The sequence below is a fragment of the Comamonas sp. 17RB genome (genome assembly GCF_030056555.1).
In the GTDB taxonomy this organism is placed as follows: domain Bacteria; phylum Pseudomonadota; class Gammaproteobacteria; order Burkholderiales; family Burkholderiaceae_C; genus Comamonas; species Comamonas terrigena.
Window position 1 is genome coordinate 103,059 of the sequence record NZ_JASHHY010000003.1, and the last position, 13,470, is coordinate 116,528.

Here is a 13,470-nt window from a genome sequence, read left to right on the forward strand (position 1 = left end):
ACAGACTCAGGAACTGCCAGCATGCGCTGATGGCACAGGAACCCTGCGCCGGGTCTGGGTGGTGCAGCGCCACCCCACGCGCGCGCTTCCGGCGATGTGCGTTCCAGCCGGATGCGTTCGTACCCTTGGGTATTCACGCTGGTGACAAATTCACCGTGAAAATGCGGAGCAAACGCCTGTCCGCGGAAGTCGACATAGGCGATGTCGACACCGGCGAACAAGCAGCGGGCGAAAAAATGCACGGCGGCAATGCAACGGCGGTTTCAGAGGGAAAAAACGCCATCGGGCCGGCCCATTGCTGTGATGCAGATGGCCGCCGTTCTGCCCATGGTCAGTGACAAAGCTTGCTGAGCGCCTATCATTTACCGTAGCGTTCTCCACGGAAGCCAGCTAACCGGGCACAGATCCGGCTCACACACGTTTCAGTTTCAGTTGAATCGTCAGGGAGTCTCAGATGCAGGAACAGACCCGCGTTGCCGATTGGCACGCGTTGCCGACCGATGCCGTTCTCACCCAATTGCACACGACCGCCGCCGGACTGGATTCCAGCCAGGCCAGCGAGCGTTTGCAGCAGCAAGGGCCCAATGCCCTGCCCGCTGCCGCGTCACGCAGCATGCTGGTGCGCTTTCTGTCGCAATTCAACAACCTGCTGATCTATGTGCTGCTGGGTTCGGCCGTGGTCACGGCGCTGCTGCAGCACTGGGTCGATACCGGGGTCATCCTGGCGGTGGTGCTGATCAATGCCATCTTCGGTTTTGTGCAGGAAGGCCGTGCGGAAAAAGCGCTGGATGCGGTGAAGGCCATGGTCTCCAGCCGCGCCAATGTGCTGCGCGACGGCCTGCGCACCTCCGTGCCCACCGAAGAGCTGGTGGCAGGCGACTGCGTGCTGCTGGAGGCTGGCGACCGCGTCCCAGCCGATGTGCGCCTGCTGCGTGCCAGCAGCCTGAAGCTGGATGAAGCCATGCTGACCGGCGAATCGGTCGCCGTCGACAAATCGGTCGACCCCGTGGCTGCCGATGCCGCCCTGGGTGACCGCTTCTGCATGGCCTACTCCGGCACCCTGGTCGCCGCCGGGCAAGGCCTGGGCGTGGTGGTGGCCACTGGCCCGCGCACCGAGCTGGGCCGCATCAGCACCATGCTGAGCACGGTGGAGACCCTGGCCACCCCGCTGACCCGGTTGATGGACCGCTTTGCACGCCAGCTCACCATCACGGTGCTGAGCCTGTCCGCCCTGATGTTCTGCTTTGCGCTGTGGGTGCGCCATTACGACCTGGCCGATGCGTTCATCGCCGTCGTGGGCATTGCGGTGTCGGCCATCCCCGAAGGCCTGCCCGTGGTCATGACCATTGCATTGGCCATTGGCGTGCAACGCATGGCCGCGCGCTATGCCATCGTGCGCAATCTGCCGGCGGTGGAAACGCTGGGCGCAGTCTCGGTCATCTGCTCCGACAAGACCGGCACCCTCACCCGCAACGAAATGAGCGTGCGCGCCGTGGTGCTGCCCGGCGCCAGCTTCGAGATAGAAGGTGAAGGCTACGCCCCCCAGGGCCGCTTCAGCCTGGCGAGCCAGCAGGTCGACCCTGCAGCCCACCCGGCGCTGCTGCAGTTCGCCCGGGGCGCGGCCCTGTGCAACGACGCCCATGTGCGGCAGGCCGACGACGGCGCCTGGACCGTGGAAGGCGACGCCATGGAGGGCGCCCTGGTGGCATTGGCCAGTCGCGCCGGCCTGGACGTGGAAGCCTTGCGCCTGGACTGGCTCCGCCTGGATGAAGTGCCGTTCGATGCCGTCCACCGCTTCATGGCCACCCTGCACCGGCCTGCGGACGCGCCGGCCGTGGTCTTTGTCAAAGGCGCGCCCGAACAGGTGCTGACCATGTGCGTGGACCAGCAGGGCCCCGAAGGCCTGCAACCGCTGGACGCTCCCTACTGGCTGCAGCAGATCGACGCCCTGGCCGCCCGGGGCTACCGCGTGCTGGGCCTGGCCAGCCGCGCCCCGGCGCACGGCGCAGACAGCGTGGACATGGACGATGTGAAAGACCTCACCCTGCTGGGCGTACTGGGCATGATCGATCCGCCGCGCGACACCGCCAAGGAAGCCGTGCGCGAATGCCGCAGCGCTGGCATCGCCGTGAAGATGATCACCGGCGACCACGCCACCACCGCCGCCGCCATTGCCAAGGAACTGGCCCTGGCCGACACCATCCGCGTTACTTCGGGCCATGAGCTGGACGGCCTCAACGACGCCCAGCTGATCGACGTGGCCCGGGCCTCCACAGTCTTTGCCCGCACCAGCCCCGAACACAAGCTGCGCCTGGTGCAGGCCCTGCAGGCAGACCGCAGCGTCATCGCCATGACCGGCGACGGCGTCAACGACGCACCGGCACTCAAGCGCGCCGACATCGGCGTGGCCATGGGCATCACCGGCACGGCTGCCGCCAAGGAAGCCGCAGGCATGGTGCTGGCTGACGACAACTTCGCCACCATCGTCGCTGCCGTCAAGGAAGGGCGCACCGTCTACGAAAACCTGCGCAAGGTCATTGCCTGGACCCTGCCCACCAACGGCGGCCAGGCCATCATCATCATCGTGGCCATCCTGCTGGGCCTGGCGCTGCCGGTTACGCCGGTGCAGATTCTCTGGGTCAATCTGGTCACCGCCGTGGCGCTGGGTCTGACGCTGGCCTTCGAGCCACCGGAGCCCACGCTGATGCAGCGCAAGCCCCGCTCCCCCGAGGAACAGCTGCTCCAGCCCTATCTGCTGTGGCGTGTGGCCTTGGTATCGATACTGTTCGCCATAGGCTGCTTCGGCATGTTCGAATGGTCGCTGCAACGCGGCGACTCGGTCGAGCTGGCGCGCACCATCGTCGTCAATGCCCTGGTGATCATGGAAATCTTCTACCTGTTCAGCGTGCGCTACATACAAGGCACCTCGCTCAGCCTGCGCGGCGTGCTGGGCACCCCGGCCGTGCTGCTGGGCGTGGGCGGCGTCATCCTGGCACAGCTGCTGTTCACCTACACCCCGCCCATGCAGGCGCTGTTCGACAGCCGCCCCGTGGACATAACCGCAGGCCTGCTGTCCATCGGGCTGGGCGTGCTGCTGCTGGTGCTACTGGAAGTGGAAAAGCTGGTGGTGCGCCTGATGAACCTGGATGTCCGGGGCTAGGGCGAGAGGGGCATTGCTGGCGGAGCGCCAGCTGCCGACCTGTCCCGCGGCTTGAATCGACCAATTCCCATTGCAGCCGCACAGCACTCCTGGGCACTCAGCGCTGCGTGATGTTCAAGCCGCACCCCTGGCCAAGGCAGCCGCCTTGCCCTGACGTTCAGTCCTCGCTCGCGCGCGGGTAGCCTGCGTCTGCCCACTGCTGCGCAGCAGCGCGGGTGAGCCTGTAGTCGGGGCGGGCCCGCACCTGGGCCAATTGGCTGCCGTCCGCCGCCGTCGCACTGAGCGTGGCAGTGGGGTTCTCCTCATCGGGCTCGATATCGAGAGCCACCGTCACGCGCAACCCGTGCACGTCAATCTGTATGGCCTGGTGCAACATCGCTGCCAGGTGCTGCTCATGCCGACGGATGACCTCGTGGGCCGTCTTCACCAAGGTATTGAAGGCCGACACGTCAAGTGGCTTGGGATTCTTCTTGTCGCGGCCCATGGTCCATGGGCCGACCAGGGCGGGCTCCGATTGGCCGTCCTGGGTCATTGACACAGCCCAGCCATCGTCGTCTTCATTCTTGATGACACGGGCTTCCCAGCCCTTGTGGTGCCAAAGGCGGTCTTCGAAGATGGAGACGTCTTCCTGTTCGGGTTCTACGGACATGCTTGGCTTCTTTTTTTGGAGCTATCAAGTCCAAAGTTTACTGTTTCTCTATACAGCCCACAGCCTGTTGAGGCGGAGGGCACAGACCGCACAGCGGCATTGCCCAAGTCGTACCAATGTCCAGACCCACATCTCCACACAAGCTCTCCGCGATTCGCAACCTGCCCCCAATCTGCATCTTGAGGTGAGGCTTTGCATAAATTGAGAATAGGTATCATTTATGTAGAATCGCCGCATTTCCAATGCACCTGAACCTCCCGTGTCCACCCCCGCCCACAGCATCGCCAGTGAAGCACTTGGCGGCATGTACACACTGCACAACCGCTGGTTGATTGCCTGGCTGCAACGCAAGCTGGGTGACCGCCACGACGCAGCGGACATTGCACAGGACACCTTCACGCGCATCTGGAGCACGGCCAGGACCCAGGCCATTGAAGACATTCGCGAGCCCAGGGCCTATCTCACCACCGTCGCGCGGCGGCTGATGATCAACCACCTGGAACGCCGCTCGCTGGAACAGGCCTACCTCACCTCCTTGCAGCTGCTGCCTGAAGCCACCACCCTGTCTGCCGAAGACCGGGCCATCCTGCTGGAGACGCTGGAAGAGCTGGATGCCTTGCTGGGCGAACTGCCGACCAAGGTGCGCACGGCATTTCTGCTCTCTCAGCTCGAAGGTCTGGCTTACGAGGAGATTGCCGAGCAGATGCAGCTGAGCGTGCGCACCGTCACCCGCTATATGGCGCAAGGCTTCCGGCAATGCCTGCGCGTGATGTGGGATGCGTGAAGGCCACGCCATGGATGCACGCATTCTCGACGAGGCGGCCCAGTGGATGGCGCGCCGGTATGCCCCCGGCTTCGGTGCTGCGCAGCAGGCCGAGCTGGCGCAGTGGCGCGGCCGGAGCGCCACCCATGAAGCCGTCTGGCAGCGCATAGAACAGCTGCAATTGCGCATGGATGGCGTCCCCCCATCCATGGGCATGGCCGTGCTGAACCGTCCGCGGGCGGGCAGCCGCCGGCACGTGCTGCGCACCACGGCGCTGGTTCTGGCCACCCCGATGCTGGGCTGGCTGTCCTACCGCCATCTGCCATGGCAGGTCTGGAGTGCAGACTTCAGCACCGCCACGGGCGAAACGCGCGATGTGACGCTGGCGGACCACAGCCACGTGCTGCTGAACACGGCTTCCGCCATCAGCACCCGTTTTGACAGCGAAGCGCGCCGGGTCCGCCACCATGCGGGCGAGATCCTGGTGGAGACCGCGCACGACAGCGCCTACCAGACTCTGCCCTTCGTGGTGCAGACGGACGACGGCCTGTTGCGCGCCCTGGGCACCCGGTTCACCGTTCGTAAGCATGCGCACGGCACCACGCTGGCCGTGCTGCAGGGAGCCGTGCAGGTCACCCCCGCGCAGTCCGGCCAGTCCCTGGTGGTGCAGGCGGGCGAACGGGTCAGCTTCGACAGCCACCAGACTGGTGCCGTCACCCCACTGCCGCCCCATACCGATGCCTGGGTGCGGGGCACGCTGTATGCCCAGGACATGCGCCTGGACAACTTCCTGGCCGAGCTGCAGCGCTACCGCCCCGGGGTGCTGCAGTGCGCCCCCGGTGTGGCCGACCTGCGCGTCTCCGGCGTGTTCCAGCTGCGCGACACGGACCGCATTCTGGAACTGCTGACGCAGACCCTGCCCGTGCGCACGCAAGCACGCACCCGCTACTGGGTGACGCTCACCCCCGCCTGATGCGGATGGGACTGCGCTGTTCCTCTCCGGCTGCCCTCCGCTTGCTCTTGCCACCGCCCTCGCCGGTCATCTTTCGCCAACGACCATTCCAGGCTTCCAGGCAGGCATACCAATTTTTTTGTCCATTGCTGTCCGGTTTTTCGATCTCGCCTGTCAAGCACATCAAGACCCATTCATTGACAGACAACGAGGACTGAACACCATGCCTGCCACGCGCTCACGGCCCATCGCCCCCCACTCCCCTGCAGTGCCACTGCACCCGCTCACCCTGGCCGTCCAAGGCGCGTTTGTGGCCATCGTCGGCAGCGCCGCACTGGCCCTGCCCATGGCGGTGCACGCGGCAGAGCCTGCTGCCCAGTCCGCACAGAAGGCCTACCAGATCTCCGCCGGCCCGCTGGGGCCCGCGCTGATGGACTTTGCCGGCCAGGCCGGCATCAACCTGAGCATGGACCTGGCCCAGCTCAAGGACCTGCGCACCCCCGGCCTGTCCGGCCCCCACACCGTCGACAGCGGCTTGGCACGCTTGCTGGAACACTCGGGGCTGCATGCCCGCCGCCTGGGCGCAGGCAACTACGCGCTGGAAGCTGCGCCGGCCACCCCAACGCCCGCTGTGCCTGCTACCGCCAAGACTGGCGCCGCCGCATCGGCAGATGCACAAGCTGCAGCGGAACTGGCCGCCGTCACCGTGTCCGCACGCACCCAGAACAATCTGGTGGCCCCGTCGCGCCAGGTGACCATTCTGGAAGGCGAAGAAGTGCAGCAGCTGCGCCAAGGCTCCGACAGCCTGGCCACCATGCTCAGCAAGGTGGTTCCAGGCATGGCGGACTCCAGCCACACCATCACCGACTACGGACAGACACTGCGCGGCCGCAACATGCTGGTGCTGGTGGACGGGGTGCCGCTGAACACCAACCGCGACTCCTCCCGCAACCTGGCCAACATCAACCCCGCCGACATCGAACAGATCGAAGTGCTGCGCGGCAGCAGCGCCATCTACGGCAGCGGCGCGGCCGGCGGTATCGTGTCCGTGCGCACCAAGCGCCCTTCGGGCGAAACCAAGGCAGAGACCATCGTGACGGGATCAGCCCCCCTCTCGCAACTGCAGGGCGCGGGGCTGGGGGGTGAGATCCAGCATTACCTGTCTGGCGGCGGCGACGTGGTGGACTACTCGGTCAGCCTGGGAGCCAAGCATGTCGGCGGCTCCTACGATGCCAAGGGCAAACGCATCGCCCCCGAACCCAGCCAGGGCGACCTGTTCGACTCCAACATCTACAACGCATCGGCCAAGATCGGCTTCAAGCTGGATGCCAACCAGCGCCTGCAGCTCTCCGCCAGCCACTACAACGCCAACCAGGACACGGACTATGCGTCCGATCCGTCCGTGGCCCGCCTGCCTGCAGGTACGGCAGCGGCCAGGTCCATCCATGGCCTGGTGCTGGCCGACCAGAACCAGATCAAGAACACCATGCTGGGCCTGGACTACGAGAACCGCAATCTTGCGGGCAGCATCGTGGCGGCGCAGTTCTACTACCGGGATTTCTACACGCGCTTTGCCCCGTTTGACGCGCGGGCCGTGCCCGTGCGGGGCGCCAATGTCGACCAGTCCATGCAGAACTCCGATGTGTTCGGCGGCCGCCTGACTGTCAAGACACCGCTGGGGGCCGAGAAGAACACCCTGCTGATCTGGGGCGCAGACTTCAACCACGAGCGCACCGACATGCCGATCGACATTTTCGATCCCGCCGCCTATGACGCCAGCGGCGGCCTGGTGTTCAACAAGACCGGGCGCCTGATGTACATGCCCCCAGTCACCACGCGCAGCCTCGGCGGCTTTGCCCAGCTGCAGCACAAGTTCAACGAACAATGGTCGGTGGAAGGCGGCGCGCGCTACGACCGCGCCCAGGCCAGCTTCAACGGCTTCATGCCGCTGTCGCAGTCCAAGCTGTCCAACCCCCAGCCGGTGGCAGGCGGCACCGTCAAGTACAACGCCTGGACCTACAACCTGGGCACAGTGTTCGCGCCCACCAAGGGGCATGAACTCTATGCCTCCTACAGCCAGGGCTTCGAGCTGCCCGATATCGGCGTGGTGGTGCGCAATGCCACACCAGCCTTCAACATCGGCAACTCCAACCTGCAGGCGGTCAAAACCAACACCGTCGAAATCGGCTGGCGCGGCAAGTTCGCCAACGTCATCGCCAACCTGGGCGCCTTCCAATCCGAGTCCGATCTGGGGGCGGTGCAAAGCTTCAACAACGGCCTGACCCTGCTGCGCACCAAGGAAAAAATCCATGGGCTGGAAGGCAGCCTGGATTACTTCAGCGACGACGACCACTGGAGCACCGGCGGCAGCTTCACCTGGATGAAGGGGCGTGAACTCCCCCAGAATGCGGCCCAGTACCAGGACATGACGGGCTACCGCATTCCGCCCCTCAAGCTGACGGCCTATGTGGAATACCGCCCCAGCGCCAGCTGGAGCCACCGCCTGCAGGCCAGCTCCTATTCCTCCAAGGACTACCGCCTGGATGGCAAGACCAGCTTCGGCCGCCACAACGCCAAGGGCTACACCACCCTGGACCTGATCAGCCAATGGAAGATCGATCCCAAGAACCGCATCTCTCTGGGTGTGGAGAACCTGCTCAACCGCAACTACTACCCGCTGTACAGCCAGCTGCTGCGAAGCAACAACAACACCAGCCGCCTGCCCGCCGCAGGCACGGTGCTGCGCATCAGCTACGCACACACCTGGTAAGCAGGTCTGAGCTCGGCTGACCCGCGCCAATGGTGGTAGCTGCCAGCGGCCTGCAGTCACCTGCAGCGCCCTATGGCCACCGTGGGGCGGTGTTTGGATTGCCAGAACGCGTGTCCACACCCGCTCTGGTATACCGCCCTGCACACCGCTGCAACCCGCCGTGCGCGGCACTGGTGCATGCGTGTGTGGAAGGGCAATTGAACGTACCAACGCTGCAAACCCGGCCCTGCAACGCCAGCGTTGTGGACCTGGCGCAAGCCCGTGGTGAATGGCAGACAGCATGGCAGGTGTCCGGATTTTTCCGGCCACCGTTTCCGGTTTTGCTGCACAGGCCTTCATAATGCGTGCCATGCAAGCGCTGCGCTCCTCCCTGTCACTGACCCGCCTGGTTCTGGCGTGGTTCATGCTGACCTTGGGCATCGCAGTGGCCTCGCCCATCGTGCACCCCCGCGCCATGGAAGTGGTCTGCACGGCAGGTGGCAGCATGCAAGTGATCATGCTGGATGAGGACGGCCAAGCCGTTCCCGGCCCGCACCATTCGCTGGACTGCCCCTTGTGCCTGGCCATCACCACGCCGCCGGTGTACGAGTACCAGCATGTAGCGCAGCCGCAGCCCCTGGGGCTGGCGCTGCAACCCATTGTCGCCGCGCGCATTGCCGCGCTGGTGGGGGCGCCGCTCCCACCCCGGGGACCTCCCGCTCTCGTGTAAGCACCGTGCGACCGGCATGACTGTCGGCGCACGCCATCGCCGCCGGGCTTTGCCCTGCGCGGCTGGTTTCACTTGCACGCAGATCGTTCATGACCCGTCCCATTTTTGCTGCGGCGCCCCAAGGCGCTGCCCGTTTTCGCTCGTCCCTCCCCCAGCAACGCCCGCGCACAGCCCTGGCCATGGCCCGGCTGCCCTGGCTGCTGTCCCTGGCATGGGCAGCTTCGCCCGGCTGGGCCCAAATCGCCACCGCTACCGCACCCACGGCCACGCTGGACACCGTCACCGTCCACTCGTCCGGCAGCACTGCCCTGGAACGCCCGGTCAGCACCGGCAGCCGCCTGGACCTGAGCCTGCGCGACACACCGGCCAGCGTGGAAGTCACCACCCGCGAACAGCTGGAGGCCAAGGGCGACAGCACGCTGGTCGACGCCATCACCCGCTCCACCGGCATCACCAGCCTGGGCCACCCCGGCAACAGCGGCAGTTCCCTGTCCGCGCGCGGCTTCACGGACACCACCTCCGTCATGCGCCTGTATGACGGCACCCGCCAGTACGGCGGCGTGGGCGTCAGCTTTCCGTTCGACACCTGGTCCATCGACCGCATCGAAGTGCTGCGCGGCCCTGCCTCGGTCATCTATGGCGACGGCGCCATTGGCGGCGTGGTCAACGTGATCCCCAAGAAACCCACGCGCGGTGCTGTGCGCAACGAAGTCCAGGCCACCATCGGCACGGACGGCAAGCGCGCCCTGGCCTTTGGCAGCGGTGGCGCCATCAATGACCAATGGTCTTACCGCCTGGATGCCAGCGGCGACCAGTCGGACGGCTGGGTGGACCGCGGTGATTCCAGCAACCGCACCGTGAGCGGCGCACTGCGCTGGGACCTGACGCCGGACTTCAGCCTCCAGCTCTCGCACGCCCAAGGCCGGCAAAAACCCATGCGCTATTTCGGCACGCCCCTGGTCAACGGCGGGCAGGACCCGGCCCTGCGCGAGCGCAACTACAACGTGGCCGACAGCCGCATACGCTACCAGGACCGCTGGACCGAACTGATGGCCCAGTGGGCCCCCAGCAGCAGCACCGTGGTGCGCAGCAAGCTCTACCACATCCGCAGCGACCGCTACTGGCGCAACGCCGAAACCTATGCCTACAACGCCAGCACAGGCCTGATCGACCGTTCGGGCAACACCGAAATCGGCCACGACCAGACGCAGACCGGCAACACCACCGATATCACCTTCACCGGCAGCCTGTTCGGCCGCCCCAACCAGGTGTCGGTGGGCTTCGATGTGAACCGTGCCACGTTCCAGCACAGCAACAACACCTACACCGGCAGCTCCGGCTCCGTGGACCCCTACCACCCCGACCCGGGCTATTACACCAGCGCAGTGCCCTACATTCCGCGCTACCGCAACCAGGCGGACCAATACGCCCTGTTCGCCGAAGACCGGCTGGAGCTGACCGGGCGCTGGTCCATCGTGGCAGGCACCCGGTTTGACCACGCCGACCTCACCCGCCAGGACCTGGTGGCGGGCAGCCAGGCCTTCCAGCGCAGCTACTCCAACACCGGCTGGCGCCTGGGCACGGTCTACAAGCTCCAGCCGGATCTGTCGCTCTACGCCCAGGCCGCCAAGGCGGCCGACCCGGTGAGCGGCCTGCTCATGCTGTCGGCAGCGAACGCGGCTTTCGATGTGTCCACCGGCAAGCAGTTCGAAGTCGGCCTCAAGCAGTCGTTCTGGGAAGGCAAGGGTGACTGGACCCTGGCGGCCTACACCATCACCAAGAACAATCTGCTCACGCGCGACCCCAGCAATCCCGCGCTGCGTATCCAGGTGGGTGAGCGTTCGTCCAAGGGACTCGAAGGCACGCTGTCGCTGCAGGTCACCCCGTCCGTGCAGGTCGACGCCAATGTGGCACTGCTCAAGGCCCGCTATGACGACTTCCGCGAATCCGTGGGCGGCGTCGCCGTATCGCGCAACGGCAACGTGCCCACCGATGTGCCCGAGCGCGTGGCCAATGTCTGGGTAGGCTGGAAGTTCACACCCGGCTGGACGCTGTCGGGCGGCCTGCGCCATGTCGGCCAGCGCTATGCGGATGCGGCCAACACCCTCCGGCTGCCGGCCTACACCACCACCGACCTGGCCCTGCAATGGCAGGCCACGGCGGACACCACGCTGACGCTGCGTGGCTTCAACGTCTTCGACAAGCACTACTTCACCACCGCCTACTACACCACCAACCAGTGGTTCGTCGGTGAAGGCCGGCGTGTCGAGCTGACGGTGAACCACCGCTTCTGATCGGGCTGCATATGTGGTCTGTTTCCCACGCCAAACGCCTGGTGTTTCTGGTGCATCGCTGGACCGGGGTGGCCGCGTGCGTGCTGATGGCCCTGTGGGTGCTCAGCGGCATGGTCATGCTCTTTGTGGGCTACCCCAAGCTGCAGCCCGCAGAGCGCTTGGGCGCGCTGCCCCCGCTCCCCCTGGCCGCCGCGCAATGCTGCGTACCAGTGGAGCAGGCCCTGCAGCACAGCCCCGCGCCGCAGGCCGTGCAGCAGATCACGCTCACCACCATTGCCGGGCGGCCCAGCTACCGGCTCAAGGAAGGCGATGGCACCTGGCGCGTGGTGGACGCCGCCACCGGCGCCGCCGCCGCGCCGGTCGATGCGGCCACCGCGCTGCGCAGTGCCCAGGCCTTCCTCCCCGGTGCGGCCGGGCAGGTGCTGGGGCGCACCCAGGGTGACCGATGGTCGCACGCGGGCCTGCTGGATGCGCACCGCCCGCTCTACCAGGTCCAGATGCACGATGCTGCACAGACCCTGCTGTACGTCTCCTCCATCACGGGTGAAGTGGTGGTGGATGTGCCGCGCTACCAGGGCTACTGGAACTACGTGGGTGCCTGGCTGCACTGGGTCTACATGTTCCGCGACGGAGCCAAAGACCCGGTCTGGAGCTGGCTGGTCATCGGCCTGTCGGCGCTGGGCACGCTCTCGGCCCTGGCCGGGGCCCTGGTGGGCATCTGGCGCTGGCGCTTCAGCGGGCGCTACAAGTCCGGCGCCAAAACCCCGTACCGCGAATTCCAGATGCGCTGGCACCACATCACCGGCCTGGTGTTCGGGCTGGTGATGGTGCTGTGGATCTTCAGCGGCCTGATGTCCATGAACCCGCTGGGCATCTTCAGCCCCACGGGTGCGCGCCCGGACCTGCGTGCCTACCAGCAAGGCCTTCCGGGCACCACCCGGCCCGCGCTGGCCGTGCAGGATGCGCTGCAACTGCTGCAGGCCGACGGATTCGACACCCGCGAGATCGAATGGAAAGTGCTGGCCGGTCGGCCCTATCTGCTGGCTCTGGATTCGGCGGGCGCAAGCCGCGTGCTGTCCGGCGCAACAGGCAGCTACCAGGTCCAGCGCGAGCTGGAGCCTGCACAGCTGGAACGCGCCGCCCCCCTGCTGCTGCCCTTCGCCATCCATTCCGCCACCCTGCTGGACCGCTACGACGCCTACTACTACCGGCGCGGACAGGCATCGATGTACGCCGCCGCCGCCCGCGACCTGCCCGTGCTGCGGGTGGAGTTCCAGGACCCGGGCCGCACCGTCGTCTACCTCAGCCCCGCATCCGGGGAGGTGGTGCTCAGCCTGGACCGCGCGCAACGTGCCAACCGCTGGCTGTTCAACTTTCTGCACAGCTGGGACCTGTCATGGATGCTGCAGCACGCCTGGCCGCGCGACATCGTTCTGGTGCTGCTGAGCATGGGCGCGCTGGCCCTGGCCACCACAGGCACCGTGCTGGGCTACCGGCGGCTGGTACTGTCCACCAGCCAGCAATTGCGTGGGTAGGCCCATGGCACCACGGCCAGGCCAGGCAACGGCTGAGCGGCCGCACCGGATGGGGGCGCAGGCCCGGCGATCACCATCCCTGGCCGAACGCCGTGGCAGCACAGGGCCTGAGCGATCAGCCCTGCTGCACGCACGGACCAGGAAAGGGGGACCATGCAGGCTGCGCAGTCAGGTGCACATGCTTTTGCTTGGCCGCCTCAAAAGGCGTATCCAGCGTGCCCAGCGCCACACAGACCCAGTCGCTCCAATCCCCGGCCTTTCTGGACCAGAACAGGGACGAACCGCAGTGCCGGCAGAACTGCCGCAGCACGGATTCCGATGAGGCATAGGACGTAATGTCCGCCTCCCCCGAGACGATGCACACTTCCTGGCGCGGCACCGCACCGTAGGTGGCAAACGCCGCGCCATGGCTTTTGCGGCACTGCGAGCAATGGCAATGGGTCACCGCCCTGGGTGGTGTCAGCAGGCGGTAGCTGACCTTTGCGCACAAACAGCTTCCCAGATAGCTCTCCGGCACGGCCCTGTCTCCTGATTCCAAACCCCTATCGTAAGCGCCTGGGGGACGAATTCAGGGCCGCTTTGGGCCGATACAGAACCGCTGTATACCCGCGCCTTGCTATCGCTTCTGTGGCTGTGGC

Annotated in this window: 10 protein-coding genes; 8 read left to right on the top strand and 2 right to left on the bottom strand. The window is 66.1% G+C overall.

Annotated features, from left to right (window positions below; translation table 11 throughout):
• The first annotated feature begins 125 nt into the window (after positions 1 to 125).
• Positions 126 to 338 carry a hypothetical protein gene (locus tag QM470_RS06750; protein ID WP_283338662.1) on the top strand — a complete coding sequence of 71 codons (213 nt, stop codon included), beginning with the start codon at positions 126 to 128 and terminating at the stop codon, positions 336 to 338.
• 116 nt (positions 339 to 454) lie between these two features.
• On the top strand, positions 455 to 3,160 hold the full coding sequence (locus QM470_RS06755; RefSeq protein WP_283338663.1) for an HAD-IC family P-type ATPase: 2,706 nt from the start codon (positions 455 to 457) through the stop codon (positions 3,158 to 3,160).
• Between the two features lie 157 nt (positions 3,161 to 3,317).
• Here the strand turns inward: QM470_RS06755 and QM470_RS06760 are convergent, their stop codons facing one another.
• Entirely contained in the window at positions 3,318 to 3,809 is a 492-nt protein-coding gene (locus QM470_RS06760) for a hypothetical protein (RefSeq protein WP_283338664.1), read from the bottom strand.
• A gap of 304 nt (positions 3,810 to 4,113) precedes the next feature.
• Between QM470_RS06760 and QM470_RS06765 the strand changes: the two genes are divergently transcribed.
• The 6 genes from QM470_RS06765 to QM470_RS06790 all read left to right on the top strand — a co-directional run bounded on the left by QM470_RS06765 (position 4,114) and on the right by QM470_RS06790 (position 12,832).
• Complete coding sequence (locus tag QM470_RS06765) at positions 4,114 to 4,593, top strand: sigma-70 family RNA polymerase sigma factor (RefSeq protein WP_283338665.1); 480 nt, start codon at positions 4,114 to 4,116, stop codon at positions 4,591 to 4,593.
• 10 nt (positions 4,594 to 4,603) lie between these two features.
• Positions 4,604 to 5,545: a FecR domain-containing protein gene (locus tag QM470_RS06770; RefSeq protein WP_283338667.1), complete on the top strand. Its 942-nt coding sequence runs from the start codon at positions 4,604 to 4,606 to the stop codon at positions 5,543 to 5,545.
• A gap of 202 nt (positions 5,546 to 5,747) precedes the next feature.
• Complete coding sequence (locus QM470_RS06775) at positions 5,748 to 8,294, top strand: TonB-dependent receptor (protein WP_283338668.1); 2,547 nt, start codon at positions 5,748 to 5,750, stop codon at positions 8,292 to 8,294.
• Positions 8,295 to 8,643: 349 nt separating this feature from the next.
• Positions 8,644 to 9,003: a DUF2946 family protein gene (locus QM470_RS06780; protein ID WP_283338669.1), complete on the top strand. Its 360-nt coding sequence runs from the start codon at positions 8,644 to 8,646 to the stop codon at positions 9,001 to 9,003.
• Between the two features lie 89 nt (positions 9,004 to 9,092).
• Positions 9,093 to 11,297: a TonB-dependent receptor gene (locus QM470_RS06785; RefSeq protein ID WP_283338670.1), complete on the top strand. Its 2,205-nt coding sequence runs from the start codon at positions 9,093 to 9,095 to the stop codon at positions 11,295 to 11,297.
• Positions 11,298 to 11,308: 11 nt separating this feature from the next.
• A complete protein-coding gene (locus QM470_RS06790) occupies positions 11,309 to 12,832 on the top strand; it encodes a PepSY domain-containing protein (protein ID WP_283338671.1) in 1,524 nt (507 codons plus the stop codon).
• Positions 12,833 to 12,947: 115 nt separating this feature from the next.
• Here the strand turns inward: QM470_RS06790 and QM470_RS06795 are convergent, their stop codons facing one another.
• Positions 12,948 to 13,349 (bottom strand): GFA family protein, encoded by a 402-nt coding sequence (locus QM470_RS06795; protein ID WP_349307061.1) that lies wholly within the window; start codon positions 13,347 to 13,349, stop codon positions 12,948 to 12,950.
• Between the last annotated feature and the right edge of the window lie 121 nt (positions 13,350 to 13,470).